The organism is Pacificimonas aurantium (assembly GCF_020092905.1).
GTDB lineage: Bacteria > Pseudomonadota > Alphaproteobacteria > Sphingomonadales > Sphingomonadaceae > Pacificimonas > Pacificimonas aurantium.
This window is the reverse complement of sequence record NZ_JAGSGB010000005.1, coordinates 1-20,150: the sequence shown is the minus strand read 5'-3', so window position 1 is coordinate 20,150 and position 20,150 is coordinate 1. Positions and strand designations below refer to the sequence as shown.

Genomic DNA, 20,150 nt, shown 5'->3' with positions numbered 1-20,150 from the left:
GGTTCTGTCCCCCTCGGTCAGCAATTCAGTAGTGGAGCTGCGGCGCGGTCTCGATGCCGGCATATTCGGCGTCGACCGGGTGGCCGCGTTCCTTGTCGAAATAGACGATGCGCGGCTGGTTCTCGGTCAGCGAGTAGTTCGCGGCGACGCGGCCGTCATTGATGTCGATGAACTGCCAGCCCGTGCCGTCGCGTTCGAAGAAGGGATCGGCACGGTTCATCGGGATGACCAGTTCGGGCATCAGGTTGCCGGCCTGCGCATAGGTGCGCGGATAGGGCCAGGGCCAGGCGGTCGCCATGGCGGAATAGAAGCTGATATTGCCGATCTGGTTATACTGTATCTGGTGCACATGGCCGTAGAGCACGGTGACCTTGTCGAACGGCTGCAGCAGGCTCTGCACGTCCTCCGCATCCTCGGTCCAGAAGTTCCAGTTCTTGAAGATCTTCTGCAACGGTGAATGCGACGCAACGACGATCGGTGTCGACTTGTCGACTTTCGCTAGGTCGGCCTTCAGCCAGCGGCGCTGCTCTTCGCCCACCATGAAGGGGGATCCGCGCGGGTCGTCCAGTCCGGCCATGACGCCCATGCGCTCTTCGCCCGACGACCATTTGTTCATCCAGCTGTCGTAGGTCAGGATCGAATTGAGGACGACGAAATGGACGCCCTTATGGTCGAAGCTGTACCATTGCGGACCCAGCCGCTTCGACCAGTATTCGCCATTGTCTAGATAATAGTCATGCTCGCCCATGACGTAGTGAACCGGGTAGTTCAGCTCCGACAGGATCTCCAGGCCGTGGTCGATTTCCTGCGGCAGGGCCAGCTGGGCGATGTCCCCGCCATACAGGACGAAATCGGGCTTCGGCTGCATCAGGTTCGCTTCGGCGACCGCGCGTTCCAGCCCCCGGTCCCAGTTGCGGACGAACTCGGTGCCCTTGATGTGCTGGATGTGACTGTCCGAGATATAGGCGAAGGTGAAGTCCGGCTGGCTCTCGTCTGCAAACGCCAGGCGTACGTTCGTCATGGGAAGGATCGAGCCGAGCGCCATCGCGCCGACACCTCCCATCAGTCCGCGTCGGGAAATGGTCATTTTGCGCCCCCTTCGTCGATGGTGCCGTCGGTTGCCGCCGCTTCCACGAATTCGGGACTGGTAAGCGCTTCCAGGAACGCGACCAGATCGGCCTGCTGCTGCTCGGTCAGGTCGAGTGGACGGATGCCGCCGGACTGGAACGAATTGATCGGATCCTCCTCATTCAGGCGGCCGCCCAGATTGTAGAAGGTCACCACCTCTTCCAGCGTCGCGATCGATCCGTCGTGCATATAGGGCGCGGTCATCGCCACGTTGCGCAATGTGGGCGTCTTGAAAGCACCGACATCGGTCATGTGGCGGGTGACGGCGAACCGGCCCAGTTCGGAAATATCGGCGTCCGCCAGCACGAGGGAATCGAGCTGCTGGGCCTCGACCGGGGCTCCCCGGAAGCTGTCGGTCAGCGTCGCGACGCTGCCGGAAATCTTTTCGAAGCTGACGTTCAGATTGTGGAAGCGGCTGTCGGTAAACAGCGCATAGGTCTCGTTCACCGTGTGGCAGCTGACGCAGCGCCCATCGTTCACGAATACGTCGAAGCCGCGTTTGACGGCGTCCGAAACCGCGGCTTCCTCGCCGCCGAAATGCCAGCGGTCCCAAGGGGAATCCGCGGCGATCTGCGTGCGCTCGAAACTCGCGATGGCCTTGCCGATATGTTCGATGGTCACGTCGTCCAGGTCGACGCCGAACGCAGCTTCGAACAGCGGGTCGTAGTCTCCTGCGTCGCGCACCGCCTGTACCACGGCGGGGTGGTCCGCCATGCCCATTTCGACGGCGTTGATGAACGGGCCGTGTGACTGGCGTTCCAGGTCCGGCTCGCGGCCGTCCCAGAATTGCAGCTCCATATAGGCCGCGTTGACGACGGTCGGCGCGTTGCGTGTGCCTTCCAGGTCGTTGATCCCCTTCGATACCGTCAGCGGACCATCGGTGAAGGCCTTGCCGGCGTCGTGACAGGTCGCGCAGCTGATGTCGCCGGTCAGCGACAGGCGCGTATCGTTGAACAGCTTTTCGCCCAGTTCGACCTTCGCCGGGGTCACCGGATTGTCCTCCGGTACCGGCACCGGCGGCAGGCCGAGTGGCGGATCCTCGATCATGTCGAGGCTGGTTTCGGCATGGCCGCTGTTCGACATGACGAGGGCAGTCAGGCCCGTCGCCGCGGCCAAGGACAGGATAGACGCCTTGCGCATCGTCCCTTTCTCCCCTTTCCCAAGTTGCGACGTAATAGCGCAGTTGGAAGGGGCGGAATAAATTGAAGTTTTGATCGGTGCTTATCGAAATTTTCGCGAACGCCGGTTCGGCCCGGCGCCGCGTTATCGAGCGGACAAGAAAAAGGCCCGGTCCGCCGCGCGGTCCAGGCCTTTTCGGTTTGGCGTATGTCGCCGGCTCTCATGCTGAGGGCGGTGCGTCCCGCTCGCTAGTCAGCCTCGGCGATCAGCCTTCATAGTCGGAGACGATCGGCGCCGGCTTCGGCGGGGCCGCAGCGGTCACGCGCAGCGCCTCGGCGGAGCGGGCGAGATTGTTCATCTCTTCCGGCGCGTCCTCGTCGTCCACGATGACGCGCTGCAGGCCGGAAACCAGCACTTCCTTCAGCTGCTTCGGCTTGACGTTCTGCTCGGCGATCTCGCGCAGGGCCACGACCGGGTTCTTGTCGCGATCGCGGTCGACCGTCAGTTCGGCACCCGAGGAAATCTGCCGAGCGCGCTGGCCGGCCAGGAGCACCAGGTCGAACCGGTTCGAAACCTTGTCGACGCAATCTTCTACGGTAACGCGGGCCATAACGGGGCCTTTCGTCAGAATTCGTGATGTTGGAATTTTGGACGATCATAGCTATCGGCGAAACGCCCTATCGTCAAGATTAAGGCAGCGCTCATCTAACCTAGTATAAGTTTCGCCCGTGGCTTCACTCAGGGACATTTTGCGTCGGGAGACGGCGGACGCGCATGCGGCGACCGACGAGCGGTTCGGGCAGCTCGACGTTGCGAAGGCTGACGACTACGCCCTCTTTCTGGCGGCGCATTATGCGGCGACCTCTGCGGTCGAGGCGGCGCTTTCCGCACTGCCTGCGACGGCGGGCCTTCCCGACTATGGTCCGGCGGCGCCCCTCCTCGCGGCGGACCTGCGGCATACCGGCACCGCGCACCTGTCCGCGACTGCTGCACCCCCGCGCTTTTCGGAGCGGGTGGGGGCTACATATGTTCTCGCGGGATCCCGCTTCGGGAACAAGCTTATACGTAAAAGACTTTATGAGGCTCGGCATAGTGAGACCGAAGGAACGGCGTATATCATGAGTGCGCAGCTTGATCGGCAGGGGCTGGCCGTGATTCGCGCTCTGTCCGGCATGGCCGGCGACAATGGCTGCGCGGGGTCCGCGGTGGCCGACGCCCGCCTGGTGTTCGACCTGTTTAGCGCCGCATTCGACCAGGGAATGAAGGATCTCCGGGCTTGAGCGGGACCCCGGCGCGGCAGGAGCGCGACCTGCCCTCGCTTACAGATTGCGACCGCGAGCCCATTCACCTGCTGGGTCATGTACAGCAGTTCGGCTGCCTGCTGGCGCTTTCCAGCGACTGGATCGTTCGCCACGTCTCGGCGAATGTCCGCGATTTTCTCGGCCTTGGCGTGGACGAACTCGTCGGCAAGCCGCTTGCACCTCTCGTCGATGAGGAGGTGATCGAGAGCCTGCGCGCCGAACTGCGCATGCTGCACGACGATGACGGCGTCGCCCGTCTCTATGCCCGCCGCCTGAAGGAGGATGGGCCGCTGCTCAACTTCGCCGTGCACGGCGCGGGCAGCTTCGTCATTCTCGAAATCGAGCGGGCGGGCCGCGGCGAGAAGGTCGGCACGTCGATGCGCGTTCAGAGCATGATCGCGGAACTCGCGGGCGCCGACGACCTGCAGGGCGCGCTCGAACTGTCGGTACGCCATGTGCAGCAGCTCACCGGCTTCGACCGGGTGATGATCTACCAGTTCGCTCCCGACGGCAGCGGGCGCGTGGCGGCGGAGGCGAAGCGGCACGACCAGGAAAGCTTCCTCGAGCTTCGCTATCCCCGCAGCGACATTCCCGAGCAGGCGCGGGAACTCTACAAGCGCAATCTCCTGCGTATCATCAGCAATGTCGACGAGGAGCCGGTCCCCATCCTGCCCATGGAGGGGCCATCGGGCGACCCGCTGGATCTCAGCCTCGCGAAGCTGCGCAGCGTGTCGCCGATCCATATCGAATATCTTCAGAATATGGGCGTGTCGGCCTCGCTCTCGATCTCGCTCATGCAGCACCGCGACTTGTGGGGCCTGATCGCCTGCCACCATGACAGCCCGCGCGTGCTCGACCTCGAGTGCCGCGCCGCTGCGGAGCTCTACGGACATCTCTTCTCCTACGTCATCGAGCGGCGGATGGAGGACGAGCGGCGCAGGCAGGAGGAGAAGGCCCGCCAGCTGCACGACCGGCTGATGGCGCGGATCGCCGACGGCGACCGTATCGACCAGAATTTCGAGATGATCGCCAATGCGTTCCGGTCGGTCATCGACCTCGATGGCATCGGTCTCTTCGTCGACGGAAGCTATCAGCAGTCCGGCTGCACGCCGACCGAAGACGAGTTTCGCGAGATCGGTAGCTTCCTCAACCGGGCGGCGGCCAGCCGGGTTTTCGCGACCGATCGGCTGACGGAAGTGTTTCCCGCCGCAGCGGATTTTTCGGTGCCCATTGCGGGCCTTCTTGCCATTCCCGTATCGCGTCAGCCGCGCGACTTCCTCGTCTGTTTTCGCAAGGAGGTGGCGCAGACCGTCGACTGGGCGGGCGACCCGCGCAAGTCGGTAACGAAGGTGAAGGAGGGCACACGTCTTTCTCCGCGCCAGAGCTTTTCCAAATGGACCGAAGTGGTGCAGGGCCGTTCGAAACCCTGGACGGAGGCGGAGATGCGCGCGGCCGATGCGCTTCGCGTTACGCTGCTCGAAGTGGTGATCCGCCTGACCGACAAGGCGGCGCGCCAGGCGGCCCGGGCTTCGGAGCGGCAGGAACTGCTGATCGCGGAACTCAACCACCGCGTGCGGAACATTCTCAACCTCATTCGCGGTCTCATCGCGCAAAGCCAGGCGGACGAGGACGATATCGAGTCCTTCACGAACAAGATCGGCGGCCGGATTCACGCGCTCGCCCGCGCGCATGACCAGATCACGCGCGAACAGTGGCTGCCCGCGTCGCTGCGCGAGATGATCGCCACTGAAAAGGAGGCCTTCCTGAACGAGAAGGCCGACCGCGTGCTCTATTTCGGCGACGACGTGCTGCTCGCGCCTGAGGCGTTCACCGCCTTGTCTCTTGTATTTCACGAACTTCTGACAAACAGTCAGAAATATGGCGCCCTGACCGATCATCATGGGCGCGTAGAGATCACGGCAGCCTACGAAGATGGGCGTCTTGATCTACAATGGAGGGAGTTTGGCGGACCCGCCGTCAAGAAGCCGAAGCGGCGCGGGTTTGGAACGACGATAATCGAACGGTCTGTCCCCTTCGAACTGGGTGGTGAGAGCGAATTGCGCTTCGAACCGGACGGTGTGGTGGCGACCTTCAGCGTGCCGGAGGAACATGTGGCGGGCCGGAATGAAAAAGAACGCAGCCCGGACGCCGAAAAGGGCGGGCGCGGGCGGCTGTCCGGCACCTGCCTGGTGGTCGAGGACAACATGATCATCGCCATGGACACCGAGGATATGCTGACGCGGCTGGGCGCGGAGAAGGTCGTGATCGCTGCCAATGTGAAGCAGGCGATGAAGCTCATCGAGAAAGAGACGATCACCTTCGCGCTTCTCGACGTGAACCTCGGTAGCGAGACGAGTGAGCCCGTCGCCGAAGAGATCGATATGAAGGGCATCCCCTTCGCGTTCTCGACGGGCTATGGCGATGCGCACGGGCTGGTCGACCGCTTCCCCGATGCGGGCGTCCTGCAGAAGCCCGTCGACGAGAATGCTCTCTCGCAGACCGTGAAGACCCTGGTGGGATCCTGATCGATCAGCTGCCAGGGCTTGCAAGCCGGATTCTCTACGAGGACGCAGAGCTACTCGTAATCGACAAGCCGGCCGGCCTCGCCGTGCACCCTGGGCCGAAGACGCCGCACAGTCTCGAGGATCATCTCGACGACTTGCGGCTTGGGTTTCGCCAGCGACCTCAGCCTGTTCACCGCCTCGACCGGGACACGTCCGGCTGCCTCCTTCTCGCGCGCAACCGCCGCGCGCTGAAGCGGCTCGGCGCGCTGTTCGAGCAGGGCGCGGTCACAAAGACCTATGTTGCGCTTCTGGCGGGGCGGCATGAGGGGGATGGGCGCATCGACGCGCCCCTGTCGAAGATCAGCAGCCGGGAAAAGGGCTGGCGGATGCGGGTCGACCCCGCGGGCAAGTCCGCCGCCACCCTCTGGCGCGTTCTCGAACCTCGCGGCGACCATACTCTGGTGGAGTTTCGCCCGCTCACGGGCCGCACCCATCAAATTCGCGTTCACGCCGCGCATGCGCTGTCGCCGCTTGTTGGCGATCCGGTCTACGGGCAGGCCGACCCGGCCATGTCGATGCGCCTGCATGCACTCGGCCTGTCCTTTCCGTGGAAGCACGGGACGATTGCGGTCGAGGCCCCGCTCCCCTGGAACGGCTGAGTCCTATCGCGCCTCACGGCTAGCAGAAGCGCTCGTTGCGGGGCCGGGCCGCGCCGCCATACTCCCCTTCATGACAGACTGGTCCTGGCAGCCGCCCGCCGAACTCGGCGCAGACGTCCGCATGATCCCCGTGGGCGATATAGAGCTCGAGACGGTTGTGGCCGGTCCTCCCGACAGCGGAAAGCTCGCCGTTCTTCTGCACGGCTTCCCGGAACTGAATGTCTCCTGGCGGCACCAGATACCGATGCTCGCCGAGCGCGGCTGGCGCGTCTGGGCGCCCAATATGCGCGGCTACGGGGCATCTTCTAAACCTAAGGGGGTCGATGCCTATTCCATCGACATCCTGCGAGAAGATATCGGCAAGCTGTTCGACGCGGCCCGGGCCGAGGCGCCTGCGGGCGAAACGCTTCTGATGGCACATGACTGGGGCGGTGCGGTGGCCTGGGCCTACGCGATCGGAAAGGTCCGGCCGCTCGACCGGCTCGCCGTCTGCAACATGCCGCACCCGGCTACTTTCGGGCGCGCGCTGAAGCTGTCGTCGAAGCAGAAGCGGCGTAGTTGGTATATGGGCATGTTCCAGATCCCAAGGCTTCCGGAACTGATGATGACGGCCGGCAATGCCCGCGCGGTGCGCCGGGCGTTTCGCGGTATGGCGGCGCATCCCGAAAACTTCCCCGACGAGCTTCTCGACATCTATGCGGAGGCGGCGCAGCGTCCCGGCGCGATGACGGCGATGATCAACTATTACCGCGCTGCTGCTCGCATGGCGGGGCGGAGAGAGTCCGGCGCCGGCATCCTCAGTGAAGGCGGACAGGTCGATATTCCCACCCTGCTCGTCTGGGGTACCGGCGATACCGCGCTCGGTCTGGAAACGCTGGACGGTATCGACCAGTTCGTGCCGAATTTGGAGCGGAAATTCCTTCCGGGCATCTCGCACTGGGTGCAGCAGGATGCGCCTGAGGAGGTAAACCGGATCGTTGCCGACTGGTTGGACCGGGCGGGCGTTTGACCGCACGAAAAAGGGCCGTTCCAAGGAACGACCCTTTTCATGCTGTGAATGACGCCCTTGTCAGGCGTTCGTGTGGCTAGGCGTTCTTCTTCTTGCGACGGACAAAGGCCGTACCCGCAAGGCCGAGGCCGAGAAGGCCGAGGGCGGCAGGCTCAGGTACGTCGGCGCTCAAAGAATCGACCTGGAAGTCCAGCGCGCTGGCCCCGCTGATCTGAAAGACGAACCTGTCGTCGACACCGTTCAGGTCGTTGGTATTGAAGTTGAGTGTATGAACCAGCGTGGAACCTGCCCCCACGGTCTGGGAATCGGTGAAGCTGTCAGTCATGTCGCCATTGACCGAGAGGCTTATGCTTCTTGAATTGGCGTCGGCGAACGTCGTCAGAATGCGGAACCGCGCCATTTCGTCTGAGCCGGCAATGCTCTCGAAGGCCGAGCCCACATCGTAGGTCAGCACGGCGGTCGCATTGAGCAGCGGATCTACTGAGAAGGTCAAGGCGTCGCCGTTGATTTCCAGCTGGGCGCGGGTGTCGACGCCATTGATCTCGTTGGCGACGAGGGTGCCGATGCGGTCGAAGCCGGACGGGTTGACCGTCTGACGATCGGAGCTTTCCATCGTTACAACGGTCTGGCCGCCATTGCCGTCGTCGAAACTGCCGACGCTCAGGATGGCGTCCGTCTCGGAGCCCATGTCATCGGTGAAGGTGGTTTCGAAATCGTCGAACTGGACGACGAGGGCCGAGGCCGGGGCAGTTACGCTCAGCGCCGCAGCGCCGGCAAGAAGTGCTTTACTAAGATGTTTCATCTGGGCCCGCTCGGGGCTCTCCCTACTCTACTAAAGTTGCTAGGGAATGCCATGCATCGACCATGCCAAGTGCCGCTAAGCCGCCGCCCATGGTGGTGACAGCCCCCGCACTCCTGCCAGCCGTGCCCAGGCGTTAAACACACCGACGGTAAGCCTATGAACTTTTGTTGGTTTTTTTGAGATGTTCCGCGGGTGGGCAAGTTTTTTTGGGTTGCGGAGCGTTGCGGATTCTGCGCGCAGGCGCGGGAGCGCCTGGGTCGAGGCGAGGTCGTGGCCTAAGGGCCTTGGGAACATGAGGAATTCCGGGGTGCCCAGCCTGTGGAGCCTGGGGAGCCCGCGAAATCCGTGCGCCGATCGGGAACGGCTAAGGCGGCTCGGACGGTCTGCTTCGAGCGACCGCTTGCCCGACCAGCCTGTGGCTCAGGGAAGCAACAGGGGAGGGAGGCGCGCGCAATGCGTCGCCCTAGCGGTCTTTCAGCCTGGTCAGGTCTCTAGCCGCACCTACTTAACTCTATCCCGCCCGCGAAAAGCGGAGGGGGCGAGCTGGGGGGGAAGTAAGCGGCGGGGAGGGAAGCGGCGGGGAAGGCAAGCGCCCGCGGGTACGCGCACATACTCAGACGCCGCAGGTCGTTCGAAGAGGCCTCGCGCGTATTCGGAAGGTCTCCGCGCAAAAGAAAAGGGCCCGCCGTTGCCGGCGAGCCCTTCGCAATGTCTATGCGCCGTTTGGTCAGGCGGTCTTGCGACGGCGGCGGCTGAAGCCCACACCGGCGAGGCCCATGCCGAGCAGCCCGAGCGCGGCCGGAGCCGGAACGTCGGTCGGCGGCGGCGGGGGGACTTCCTCGATGTTGAATTCCAGGAAGGTCGCCGTCCAGTCGGTGTTCTCGAACGGGTTGAACGAGAAGACGAACACGTCGGAACCCGTAAGTTCGTCGGGATCGAAGCTGAGCGACTGCGTCTCGGCCGGGAAGGACGCGCTGCCGTCGATGAACTGGGCGGACGCCGTGGTATCCTGCACTACCCCGTTCAGGCTCAGCGAGAGCGTGCGCGGGTTGCCGTCGGAGTTCGAGACAAACACGTCGAGCGTACCGAGGTCTTCGGGGTTGCTCATCGTATTGTAGGCGTCGAACAGGATCGAGCCGATGTTGTAGGTCAACGTGAACTGACCGTCGACCGAGCTGTCCTGGCTCAGCTGGATCTGGCCGCCCGTGGAGGTGAGGCTGGCGAAGTTCGTGCCCGGGCTACCATTGCCGGTGACTTCCAGCGTGCCGGTACGGGTCGCGCCGCTGCCGACGACCTGCGCATCGGACGTGACGGCCGCGCCGTCGGTCACCAGCGGTCCGGCGACGGAGCCGACCTCGAACTGCGTGGTGAAATCGTCGAGCGTGATCGTGACCGCCGATGCGGCGGTAGCCGTCAGCGCGACGCCTGCTGCGAGAATAGCTTTGGTCAACATGGCCCTTGGTTCCTTCGAGAAAGCCGTTTGACAAAGGCTAAGCAGGAGTTGTGCCAAATGCAAAAAACAGCACAAAAACAAATATATGCACAAATACCATGTCTTAATGACGGCCTGCGGTGTAAAATCTACCGACTCTCTTTTTCCCTGCAGAAAGTCTGCCCTTCCCGGCGGAAAACCGCCCTCCGATAACGACAAAAGGCCCGGCATTGCTGCCAGGCCTTTATCGGGTCGGAGATCCCCCACCGCCCTTTTAAACCGTCCTTTGAAACTCGCGTCCTCAGCCGGTCTTGCGTCGGCGTATCGCGCCGAGCCCCGCGAGGCCCAGGCCCAGCAGACCGAGCGCCGCCGGGGCAGGAACTTGCTGCGCCTGCAGGTCGAACTGCAGCAGACCGATCGAATAATCGAGTCCTGCGCCGCCCGACATGGTCAGCGTCAGTATATTGCTGCCGCCCTGCGTGAAGTCGAACGGGGCCGCCGTCACCGGAAAGCTGCGCACCACGTCTTCATTGTCGTTGATGGCGTTCGCGGCGACGAAGGTGTCGCCCAGCTGCACACCGTTGAGGCGCGCCGTGATCGACCGCGTCACCGTATCGGCGCTGCGCACATCGTAGCGCAGCACGCCAAGACCGCTGGTCTGCTCGATCAGCGGCATCAGCGCGGCGAGGTCGTAGGTCAGGACCACGGTGCCGACATTGCGGTCGCTCGCCGAAATGGACAGTGCCTGGATGTCGGTATCGATCTCAGCCTCGATACGGCCGGTCGATCCGCTCGTGCGGGTATCGAGATTGACCGAGACCGTGCGCACCGCGCCGGTGGTCAGGAGGTCCGGGCCGGTTGTGACGGCGCTGCTGCCCACCGTGCTGTCGCTGACGATACCCGTGCCGGCAAAGCCGACGGCAAAGCGGTCGATGTCGATCGTGACCGCAGCCGCGCCCGAGGCCGCAAGCGCAGCCGTGCCGGCGGCGACCAGGGTGAGAAACGCATAAGACATCTGAGTGGAAAGCCTTGACCCAAGGAGCCCTCTTGCTCCCGTCGTCAGGAAGTAAGCAGATTCCGTGCCAATTTCGCGGCCCAGCCAATTTCATGGACTTGGCGGGAGGGGCGGAAAGTTCCGGCTGCAAAACGTAAAATTGCTTTACGTTTCGAACGGCCTGTCCGCGGTCATAGGGGCAGCTTTCGCGCTCCTCCCTCGCGGCCGCCGCGCCGCCCTCGTCCCTTCCGTATCCCGCCAGCGCGTCTTGCGCGGACCCGCCCCCTAATCTACCTCGCGCCTATGTCCGAAACGCCCTCCGCGACCCCGCTCGCGAACATCCGCAATTTCTCCATCATCGCGCATATCGACCATGGCAAGTCGACGCTGGCCGACCGGCTGATCCAGAAGACGGGCGGGCTCAGCGACCGCGAGATGTCCGAGCAGGTGCTCGACAATATGGATATCGAGCGCGAGCGCGGCATCACCATCAAGGCGCAGACCGTGCGGCTCAGCTACACCGCGTCGGACGGCGAGACCTATCAGCTCAACCTGATGGACACGCCCGGCCATGTCGATTTCGCCTATGAGGTCAGCCGCAGCCTTGCCGCCTGCGAGGGCGCGCTTCTCGTCGTCGACGCCGCGCAGGGGGTGGAGGCGCAGACGCTGGCCAATGTCTACCAGTCGATCGAGCACGACCACGAGATCGTGCCCGTCCTCAACAAGGTCGACCTGCCCGCCGCCGATCCCGACAGGGTGAAGGCCGAGATCGAGGATATCGTCGGCCTGCCCGCGCAGGGCGACTGGCAGGATGGCGGCGCCGTCCTCACCAGCGCCAAGACCGGTCTCGGCACTGAGGAGGTGCTCGAGGCGATCGTAAGGCGCATCCCGCCGCCCACCGGCGATGCCGAGGCGCCCTTGAAGGCGATGCTCGTCGACAGCTGGTACGACCCCTATCTCGGCGTCGTTATCCTCGTGCGCGTCATGCAGGGGCGCCTGAAGAAGGGCCTCAGCATCAAGTTCATGCAGGCCGGCACCCAGCATCTCGTCGACCGCGTCGGCTGTTTCGGGCCGAAACGCACCGAACTGCCCGAGTTGAAGGCCGGCGAAATCGGCTTCATCACCGCGCAGATCAAGGAGGTGGCCGAAACCGCCGTCGGCGACACGATTACCACGGTGAAGAACCCCACCGACGCGCCGCTTCCGGGCTTCAAGGAGGTGCAGCCCGTGGTCTTCTGCGGCCTCTTCCCCGTCGATGCGAACGACTTCGACAAGCTGAAGGAGTCGCTCGGCAAGCTTCGCCTCAACGACGCCAGCTTCCAGTGGGAAACCGAAAGCTCGGCTGCGCTCGGCTTTGGCTTTCGCTGCGGCTTCCTCGGCCTTCTCCACCTGGAGATCATCCAGGAACGGCTCAGCCGCGAATATGATCTCGACCTCATCACCACCGCGCCTTCGGTGGTGTACAAGGTGCACATGACCGACGGCACGCTGCGAGAGCTGCACAATCCCGCCGACATGCCCGAGCCGGTGAAGGTCGCGAATATGGAGGAGCCGTGGATCAAGGCGGTGATCTACGTGCCCGACGACTATCTCGGCCCCATCCTCAAGCTGTGCCAGGACCGCCGCGGCATCCAGCAGAACCTCACCTATGTCGGCGGGCGGGCGCAGGTCACCTACGAGCTGCCGCTGAACGAGGTGGTGTTCGACTTTTACGACCGGCTGAAATCGATCAGCCGCGGCTATGCCAGCTTCGATTACGAGCAGATCGGCTACCGCGAGGGCAATCTCGTGAAGATGAACATCCTCGTGAACGGGGAGCCGGTCGATGCCCTCTCCATGGTCGTGCACCGCAGCCAGGCAGAGGCGCGCGGCCGCCAGCTGTGCGAGCGGCTGAAGGACCTCATCCCGCGCCACCTGTTCAAGATCCCCATCCAGGCGGCGATCGGCGGCAAGGTCATCGCGCGTGAGACCATCAGCGCCATGCGCAAGGACGTGACCGCCAAATGCTATGGCGGCGACATCACGCGCAAGAAGAAGCTCTTGGAGAAGCAGAAGGCGGGCAAGGCACGCATGCGCCAGTACGGCAATGTCGACATCCCGCAGGAGGCGTTTATTGCAGCGCTCAGGATGGGAGAGGAGTAGGGCGAGTTTGGCGCTCTCCGCCCATCAGGTAGGGAGCTTCTGCAAAGAGTAATCGCAAGATTTTGCCTGAAAAAATTGCGTCCGAAAAGACTAATCTCGGTAGATTATCGAGACGGCCAATCTTCCGGAACAAGTTTCTCACCTTCCCGCCACCGTTCAATTACGCTGGCCTGAAACCAGTCCTCTTTCTCGTCTGCATGATCCAGAACTATGGTCTGAAAAGGGCGATCCATGTTGCTTTTCTCGTACATGAAGCGAAATAAGCGGACTACCGACCGGCGATCATCGTCATCGACGTCGCTCAAGTCATCCAGCTCGGGTGGGTAATGGGCTTTCGAGGGTTGGTCGAATACGACAAACGCCGGAACCGGTCTATTCTTGGCTCTAAACCAGTTATGCAGCGCCATATGAGAAATGACGTGACAACCAACCCAGTTGTCACCACTTCCCATGTCTTCGAGAGGAATTGATCCGTAGCGTGTTTCTGAAATCACTGTGAGACGCCGCGTATCGAGACGCGTCTGCCCATCTGAATGTTCTAACTGCAATTCCCGCGTATATTCGGTCATCAACAGTTCCAGATTGGCCTCTGCATTTCGGAGCCGAGTGAAAAATTCGTCTCCGTCAATATTTGACTCGATTTGTACAATTGAGCGTCGCAGCTCCTCGATCTTCCGTTCAAGCTCATCGCGTTCTTCGGAAGAAGTTTGTTGCTCAAGAAATGCGCTTATACGGCCCTGGACGCGTGCACGCCTCGCTTGCAAATTGCGTATTTCGCGGAGCCGTTCGGCTTGAACGAGAATGCTGTTAATCTGCGCTTGGCTACTAGAAATTTGCTCGCGTAACTCCGCCTGACGCTTCTCCAAGCGGGAGATATGCGCCTGGAGGCGGGGGCCGTGAACCTGAAGTTCGGCTATCCGGTCTGACACGTCCGAGATCTCTCTGTTGAGAAGCTCGAGCAATCCTTCGCAGGCTTCGTCGACACTGTGACAGAGCGGGCACACTACCGCTTTCCCATCATAGTCCGGTAGAAGCGAAAGCCGGCTACGCTGTTCGAGTAGCTCTTTGCCATATTCCTTGCGGCTAATCGAAAGGCTTAATGCGTCATCGATGCGTTTTCCGATAGCGAAATACTCAGTTCGTAGGCCGTCCCTCTCCTCCTCGAGTTTCTCCAGTTCGTCATCCATGTCCATGAACTCAGGATCTTCGACGGACATCGCTGGAACGTCGGCAAGTAGCTCGAAAACGGTGTTGGGGGACACCGGACGTTGGTCTGGGGCCAGCAAGCGAACTTGGCGCGCCTCCGCGAGGAATGTCTGGGCACGGTCCATCGAAGCTTCCTGCCAGCCTACTGTAATCGCAAGTTGCTTCTCGAGCTGTTTGAGCCGCCTTTTCAAGCTGGCCAATCGATTTTGGTTCAGCAGTTGGTCCTGATCGACAGCTCCCAAAAAATACGGGAGTGTGTCGCGGATAGCAAATTCTACGAAGGTCTCGTTCTGAGAATAGAAGAGCTGATTCTTGTTGTCGATCAAGCTCTGATCCTGAAAGCTATAAATGATCGAGTGTCGGAAATTTGCCTCTAGCGAATCTCGCGTTTGGCCCTTGGAAGGAACGTGGAGATTTTCAGAAATGCCAACCGCCGCCGATAGGAGTTTGCGTAGCCCTTCCAAGTTGGAGTTGGCTTCAAACTCCTTGCGCGATTCCGGAGGTGAGTTTGGTTGGGTGTCGAGAAATATCTCGTAAGATGTCTTTTTTCCAGAATCCGGGTTCTTGCGGGCAATGAATAGTTCACCTCCGTTGAGAAGAAGTCTGACAGCGTACCAAGAAACCTTTTCTCTGATTATGCCCAAAGGAACATGGCAGTTCTTAGAGCCAAGACAATAGTCTATAATATGAATTATCGCGGATTTGCCAGATTTTGATTCTCCGGTTATAATATTCAAACCACTTGGCGAGAATGTGATCTGACGGTGCTGACCGTCATGACTGTAAACAAGAATCTCGCTGATACGCATATCAAATGCCAATTCCGAGGATACTGAGTACGGTTGGCTGGTTGCCTGAGACGGAGAGCCATCTGCCCACAAAGCGACTTTTGTTCATGATTTCCTTGACCTCGTCTGATTTTCTGAGCTCGGGGCGTGCGGTCTTGGGGTTGAACTTTGACGATGCGCGCATCCGTGCGCGTTCATCAAATCGGATAATGTCAAAATGAACGCCGATCAGGATCGCGCTCCTGACCGCTGACCGAAGCTCACGTGCGTGATCGGGGAGAAAGGCTAGTTCTGCAGAGTTCTTGTGGGCCCAATCTGGTAATTTCGAGGTTATCATTTTGGGTAAGACGACCCGGGTATCCTTGTGAAGCACTAACGGTGGCACGATGAATGCGAAGGCGAACGGCAGGCCGTGATCCCGATGCTCTACATAACCCGTTGCAGCATGGCCGATGACGGTTGCGAGAAAGGCGGGGTTTAGGAGGCGGAGGGTTTCCGGGGTCACTCTTCAAACCCGAACAAATTAGAAAATTGTGGATGCCACCCTACCTCCAGGCCGTCAGCTAAGGCATGATACGATCCGCTTGTGAGATAGACACTGCGGGTTGCTCGGATAGGCACTTCGCTGGTTTCGGCCCACCTTAGGACCGTCCTTCCCGTCGCAATCATTTCATCGGGCGTCGGATCGGACGAAAGGGAATCGCATTCGCCCGCGTGGTATGCTTCCCAGCGATCCTTAAGCCCGGCGTCAAAGCTCTCTAGTTCGGTTGGGTCGATACGGTGTTCGCGCACCCATTTCGACCTCTGTACCTTCGCCCGCAGGAACGCCTTCTGAGCATTTCTTAAACGCCGTTCGCTATCGGTAACGGCGCGAATCTGCCTAATGAAGACGCTGTCTTCCATCAGATCTTCGCAGTCTTCTTCGGGCGCATCTAGGGGAAGTTCACTGGGTTTATAGCGCTCTTTAAGAAAACTAACCTGCGTACCAAGCTCCTCGAGCTCGATCTGCGCTCCCTCATCCGCGATCCAATTGCTGAAAACGCGCCCGATCCACCACCCCTCCAGGTCTTCGCGAAAAGAAGACACTTGCCCCGCTTCGCAGGCATATCGGATTTTATGTTCGATTTCACTACCGATCACTTCGAGGTTTGGGCTGGTGTCAGCAAGGCGGATGCGACGCACGAGCGAAAACCGTTCCCCCTCAGCAGCAGCCAGAAATACTGCCCTGTCCTTCGCGGTGGCCACGCTCGACGAACTCTGCGCCGCTATTTCCAAACCTTGAAGGGCCGCATTGACTGCGGCGTCGTCTGGATCCGGACGAAGCAAACGCAGAGGGTTGTCATCATCCACCTTTCCGGTAGTTATGAAGTGAAACTCATGATATTCGTCGATGCCACTACGTAGTCGTGCCATCCAGATGGCTAATGTTCGCCATATAGCCGGGCTAAACTTGGAAATCGTCTTATCAGAATCGACGCTATGCTTTAGCTGGCTATCGATCGTAAGATTTTCGCCTTCTATTGAGACGTCATCTAGAGTTTCTATTGAGATAATCGAGGTTGGGTGCTGGGGGAAAACTTCCAAGGCTTTCAGCAGACCATATCTCAGCTGGTAGAAGTAGCCGGCTGCGGGCCCGACCGCGGAACTGCTGGATTTTGCTCCTGTCCCTGTCATTAGGCGAGCAAAAGTTAGAAATCATTTTTTGTCAAGTACTTGTGGATGTAGGGGCGATTTAGAAATGTCGGTCGGATGTATTTCCCGGAGTGACTAAGGTGCTGCCTCCACGTTTCGGCCGTTTCTTGTGGCATTCGTTGGAAGAGGACAGGTTGCACATCGGTCGGAGTTCTGCCCCCATCGACATCCCGCCGCCGCCTCCCTATATACCCTGTCAGCTACAGCCCGCTTGACTAGGGTTTCGGTGCCTCCAGCGGGCCCTGCTTTCCTTCCAACGTGACGCCTACGCTACCGGCGTGCCCATACGGGGTGCGGCGGACCACATTGTTTTCAAGGAAATCATTATGCCCACCGGCACCGTAAAATTCTTCAATACCGACAAGGGTTATGGCTTCATCGCGCCCGAAGATGGCGGCGACGACGCCTTCGTGCACATCACCGCCGTCCAGGCGGCCGGCATGCGCACGCTCGATAAGGACCAGCGCCTCTCCTATGAGCTGGAGCAGGGCCGCGGCGGCAAGACGTCCGCGGTGAACCTCGTCCAGGCCTAACCGCCCGGACCAGCGAACGCTTGAGGGGCGGGTGCGGCGTCAGGCCGTGCCCGCCCCTTTTCTTTGCGGCCGATCGCTCACGCCCGGGGCGCACTACGGAAAGGCACGCGACGGGCACGCGACGGGCACGCGACGGGGGCGTGGACTTCCCTGCATGACCGGCTAGGGTTCGATGCCGGAAACGATTGGTGCGGCGCTGCCGCTGTCGGGAACTGCCGGGGCCAGGGGGCGCGGCAGACGGGGGGAGAGCCACCGGCGACCGGACAAGTGCCGGCGGCGGGGGGCGATGATCCGCCCCACCGCAGCGGCTTGCCGGACGCGGATTGGCGGGGGCGGTGTGGGGCGGCTTCGACAGGCTCTCAGTCATGAGATCACGCGCTGGCGGCGGCATCTAGTGCTGCGGGGTCGGCATGTGAAGCGGCGGCTACGGGTCTGGACCGGTGCCGCCTTCGGCGCCGCTCGAGGTGCCGCCCTCTCGTGCGCCGGCCTTGCCCGCTCCGTGGGACGGCGCGCGCGCCGCCTTGTGCGGGTCTTCGTGCGGGTTCTGGTTCTGATCTTCGAGGTCATTTTCGACAGGAAAGCCGCCGCCATTGGCTTCTGCTTGGTTTTCCTGGTCGATCTGTTCGACAGCTTCGGAATCGATCAGGCGGGAACCCGGGCGTTCGAACGGATGGTCGTCTCCGTGCTTGGGCCGCTCTATGCGCCGGACGAGCGGGAGGGCGAGATCGATCCGCTGGCCGCCGACGCTCCCGGCCGGTCACAGATTGCGGTCGTACTGATCAATCACGAAACGTTCGAGGATAACGGCCAGGAAGGACCGCCGCTCTCCTACCAGGCGCAGGCCGAGCTGCTCGATCGCATATCCGCCGCCGAACCGCGGGCGATTTTCTGGGACATCTATTATCCGCGCTCTCGCCTCGATGTCCGGCGCGTATCGGCATTTGCCGCGCTCCAGCAGGGGGAGGCGGGCGCACCGGTGGCCAGTCCGGGGCTTCAGGCGCTCACCGGTTCGATGAAAGCGGCCGGGCAGCGAGCGCCGCTGTTCATCGGCCCGGTCTCTCCGGACGATCGGGGCCTTGCCCCGCTGCGATCCGTCCTTACCCAGCCGGTGTTCTCGTGCCTCGAACCGGACTTCGTGTTGTGCCGGAACGTCCCCGCGGCCCGCGCGAAGTACAGGTCAGGGGTGCATCAGGTTTCCCTGATGGTCGGAACCGACGAGTGGAACTCGTATCCGCTTAGGCTTGCACCGCTTCACGAAACCGGGCGTGCGCCGCACGACGAGGGCGAAGACGAGCGCGAGGTTGCAGGCGAAATCCGGCGGGTAGCGCCTAGCGCGGCAGTTGCGATGTACTGGGCACGCTGCGAACTGGCGGAGCAGGGCGGCGGTCCTCCCTGTACGGCTAGGCCTCTTCCGCATTCGGCCATGCGGCTTCGCTGGGGGCTGGGCTCCAGTAGATGGATGACCGAGAACCAGGACGAGGAATCGCTAAGGCACTGTCCCGAATCCGGCAATCCTGTTGGTCAGAGCCTGACCCAGTTCGGGAAGGGCATCACAAGAGCGGCGTGGACAGCGAGAACCCAAGGTCGCGGCGATCGCTTCGTCGCATTCGGCTGCGGATACCATGACTTCGTCTACGCCGATTCGCTAAACGATGCCGGTGCGAATGGGCAGCCGTTCCATACGCGGCTGAAAGACCGGCTCGTCCTCGTCGGCTTCGATCTAGACGGAATAGACCGATGGCAGGCGCCCTATTACGGCGAGGTGCCCGGAGTCCTTATCCATGCCATGGCACTGGACAATCTGCTGACCAACGACCGAGTGACGCGGGTGGTCCCGCGCACCCTTTTTCTTGGTATCGATCAGCTTGACCTGTTTAAATATCTGATTGCCCTGCTGACTTTTGTAATATTGTCCCTATTGCGAACGCATATAGCCACAGATCTGGTGGGAATACAGCGGGGGGAAGAACATTCAGGTGACATTATTGGCGCCATTTGGCTAGCATGTGGAACTTTAATAATAATTCTTGCTTACTTGGGAATATATCTTCGCTGGCCGTTTGAATCCGTGTTGATATCCGCTCTTTCGCCGGCTAGTTTGATTGTGACGTTCATGCTGGCGCTATCTCGGGGGAGTAGCAGGAAATGAATTTGGTCTCGGGGCCGCCGATCAGGCTGGTTTATCTTTCTATGTTCGCATCTGTGCTGGTGTCGTTTCCGGTGCGCGCTGCCTGCACAGACGTCCAGCCGGTTCTTGGCGACGTTGAACAAGTGGACGTCTTCCAGCTGAATGGAACGCAAATCGATCCCGCCGGAACAATGTCGGCGGATGAGCTGTCGGCTGCGGCTTGGAAGGAATGCGATGACGGCGCCGGGTACTACGCCGTTCTCACAACCTCCGGCGACCTCCGGCTGGTGCGCAAGGGTGATATCTCGCTAACCGGTGTCTGCTTCACGAACAACGGAAAGCCCGACGACTTGCGCACTGCCGGGGGGGCCGGGTCCGGAAAAGCAAAAAGCTGTTCGGCGGACGATCGCTGATGGCCGAATTCGTCCGTCTCGCCGCTGCCACCTTGGTCTTCGCTCTAGCAGCTGTTCCTGCCGGCGCCCAGTTCGGCGGCCTCTTCGGCGGCGGAGGCCCGAAACTGCCCGATGAACCCGCTATAGCGTCTTATGCCGGCTTTGCGGCTGCCGAGGGTGTGGATCTTGTAGCGGTCCAGGCCGGCCTTGGTGGAAATCAGACCGCCCTGTTCGAAACGGCGACGATATCTGCGGCCCCGGGTAGCTATCAGCAGACCCTCGCGGCGCTGCAGGCTTATCTGGGACAGTTGGCGCGGGTGT

General features: G+C 61.4%; 18 protein-coding genes. 9 read left to right on the top strand and 9 right to left on the bottom strand.

Going from position 1 to position 20,150, the window contains the following annotated elements; genetic code table 11:
- Positions 1–25: 25 nt before the first annotated feature.
- From KCN53_RS15615 to rpoZ, 3 genes are all read right to left on the bottom strand, one after another.
- Complete coding sequence (locus KCN53_RS15615) at positions 26–1,087, bottom strand: metallophosphoesterase family protein (protein ID WP_088710814.1); 1,062 nt, start codon at positions 1,085–1,087, stop codon at positions 26–28.
- A complete protein-coding gene (locus KCN53_RS15610) occupies positions 1,084–2,268 on the bottom strand; it encodes a cytochrome-c peroxidase (protein WP_088710813.1) in 1,185 nt (394 codons plus the stop codon). The genes KCN53_RS15615 and KCN53_RS15610 overlap by 4 nt, the downstream gene beginning before the upstream one ends.
- 244 nt (positions 2,269–2,512) lie before the next feature.
- Positions 2,513–2,857: a DNA-directed RNA polymerase subunit omega gene (rpoZ, locus tag KCN53_RS15605; protein ID WP_088710812.1), complete on the bottom strand. Its 345-nt coding sequence runs from the start codon at positions 2,855–2,857 to the stop codon at positions 2,513–2,515.
- A 118-nt stretch (positions 2,858–2,975) separates the two neighbouring features.
- On the opposite strand from rpoZ, the gene KCN53_RS15600 reads away from it, so the two are divergent.
- The 4 genes from KCN53_RS15600 to KCN53_RS15585 all read left to right on the top strand — a co-directional run bounded on the left by KCN53_RS15600 (position 2,976) and on the right by KCN53_RS15585 (position 7,720).
- Positions 2,976–3,527, top strand: coding sequence for a biliverdin-producing heme oxygenase (locus KCN53_RS15600; RefSeq protein ID WP_143712145.1), 552 nt, complete (start codon positions 2,976–2,978; stop codon positions 3,525–3,527).
- A complete protein-coding gene (locus KCN53_RS15595; RefSeq protein ID WP_088710810.1) occupies positions 3,524–6,073 on the top strand; it encodes an HWE histidine kinase domain-containing protein in 2,550 nt (849 codons plus the stop codon). Before KCN53_RS15600 ends, KCN53_RS15595 begins: the two co-directional genes overlap by 4 nt.
- Positions 6,067–6,711 carry an RluA family pseudouridine synthase gene (locus KCN53_RS15590; RefSeq protein WP_317988442.1) on the top strand — a complete coding sequence of 215 codons (645 nt, stop codon included), beginning with the start codon at positions 6,067–6,069 and terminating at the stop codon, positions 6,709–6,711. Before KCN53_RS15595 ends, KCN53_RS15590 begins: the two co-directional genes overlap by 7 nt.
- Positions 6,712–6,781: 70 nt before the next feature.
- Entirely contained in the window at positions 6,782–7,720 is a 939-nt protein-coding gene (locus KCN53_RS15585) for an alpha/beta fold hydrolase (RefSeq protein ID WP_088710808.1), read from the top strand.
- Positions 7,721–7,796: 76 nt separating this feature from the next.
- Here KCN53_RS15585 and KCN53_RS15580 read toward each other — a convergent pair whose 3' ends face one another.
- The 3 genes from KCN53_RS15580 to KCN53_RS15570 all read right to left on the bottom strand — a co-directional run bounded on the left by KCN53_RS15580 (position 7,797) and on the right by KCN53_RS15570 (position 10,969).
- The gene (locus KCN53_RS15580; RefSeq protein WP_088710807.1) at positions 7,797–8,522 is read right to left on the bottom strand and encodes a PEP-CTERM sorting domain-containing protein; all 726 of its coding nucleotides are present in this window, start codon (positions 8,520–8,522) and stop codon (positions 7,797–7,799) included.
- A 727-nt stretch (positions 8,523–9,249) separates the two neighbouring features.
- Positions 9,250–9,975 carry a PEP-CTERM sorting domain-containing protein gene (locus KCN53_RS15575; protein ID WP_172406119.1) on the bottom strand — a complete coding sequence of 242 codons (726 nt, stop codon included), beginning with the start codon at positions 9,973–9,975 and terminating at the stop codon, positions 9,250–9,252.
- 280 nt (positions 9,976–10,255) lie between these two features.
- Complete coding sequence (locus tag KCN53_RS15570; RefSeq protein WP_088710805.1) at positions 10,256–10,969, bottom strand: VPLPA-CTERM sorting domain-containing protein; 714 nt, start codon at positions 10,967–10,969, stop codon at positions 10,256–10,258.
- A 282-nt stretch (positions 10,970–11,251) separates the two neighbouring features.
- Here KCN53_RS15570 and lepA point away from each other — a divergent pair, with 282 nt between their 5' ends.
- Positions 11,252–13,090: a translation elongation factor 4 gene (gene lepA, locus KCN53_RS15565; RefSeq protein WP_088710804.1), complete on the top strand. Its 1,839-nt coding sequence runs from the start codon at positions 11,252–11,254 to the stop codon at positions 13,088–13,090.
- 104 nt (positions 13,091–13,194) lie between these two features.
- Here lepA and KCN53_RS15560 read toward each other — a convergent pair whose 3' ends face one another.
- Genes KCN53_RS15560 through KCN53_RS15550 form a run of 3 tightly spaced genes read right to left on the bottom strand, consistent with a single transcriptional unit; the run spans position 13,195 to position 16,758 of the window.
- The gene (locus KCN53_RS15560) at positions 13,195–15,105 is read right to left on the bottom strand and encodes a DUF3732 domain-containing protein (protein WP_088710803.1); all 1,911 of its coding nucleotides are present in this window, start codon (positions 15,103–15,105) and stop codon (positions 13,195–13,197) included.
- A 1-nt stretch (position 15,106) separates the two neighbouring features.
- The gene (locus tag KCN53_RS15555) at positions 15,107–15,589 is read right to left on the bottom strand and encodes a three component ABC system middle component (protein WP_088710802.1); all 483 of its coding nucleotides are present in this window, start codon (positions 15,587–15,589) and stop codon (positions 15,107–15,109) included.
- Complete coding sequence (locus tag KCN53_RS15550) at positions 15,586–16,758, bottom strand: ABC-three component system protein (protein ID WP_143712144.1); 1,173 nt, start codon at positions 16,756–16,758, stop codon at positions 15,586–15,588. Before KCN53_RS15550 ends, KCN53_RS15555 begins: the two co-directional genes overlap by 4 nt.
- Before the next feature lie 344 nt (positions 16,759–17,102).
- Between KCN53_RS15550 and KCN53_RS15545 the strand changes: the two genes are divergently transcribed.
- The 4 genes from KCN53_RS15545 to KCN53_RS15530 form a co-directional block, all read left to right on the top strand.
- The gene (locus tag KCN53_RS15545; RefSeq protein ID WP_088710799.1) at positions 17,103–17,309 is read left to right on the top strand and encodes a cold-shock protein; all 207 of its coding nucleotides are present in this window, start codon (positions 17,103–17,105) and stop codon (positions 17,307–17,309) included.
- A 286-nt stretch (positions 17,310–17,595) separates the two neighbouring features.
- Complete coding sequence (locus tag KCN53_RS15540) at positions 17,596–19,458, top strand: CHASE2 domain-containing protein (protein ID WP_172406118.1); 1,863 nt, start codon at positions 17,596–17,598, stop codon at positions 19,456–19,458.
- A gap of 2 nt (positions 19,459–19,460) precedes the next feature.
- Positions 19,461–19,850 carry a hypothetical protein gene (locus KCN53_RS15535; RefSeq protein ID WP_143712143.1) on the top strand — a complete coding sequence of 130 codons (390 nt, stop codon included), beginning with the start codon at positions 19,461–19,463 and terminating at the stop codon, positions 19,848–19,850.
- On the top strand, positions 19,850–20,150 hold a 301-nt coding region (locus KCN53_RS15530), incomplete at its 3' end, for a hypothetical protein (RefSeq protein ID WP_224199801.1). The genes KCN53_RS15535 and KCN53_RS15530, both read left to right, overlap by 1 nt.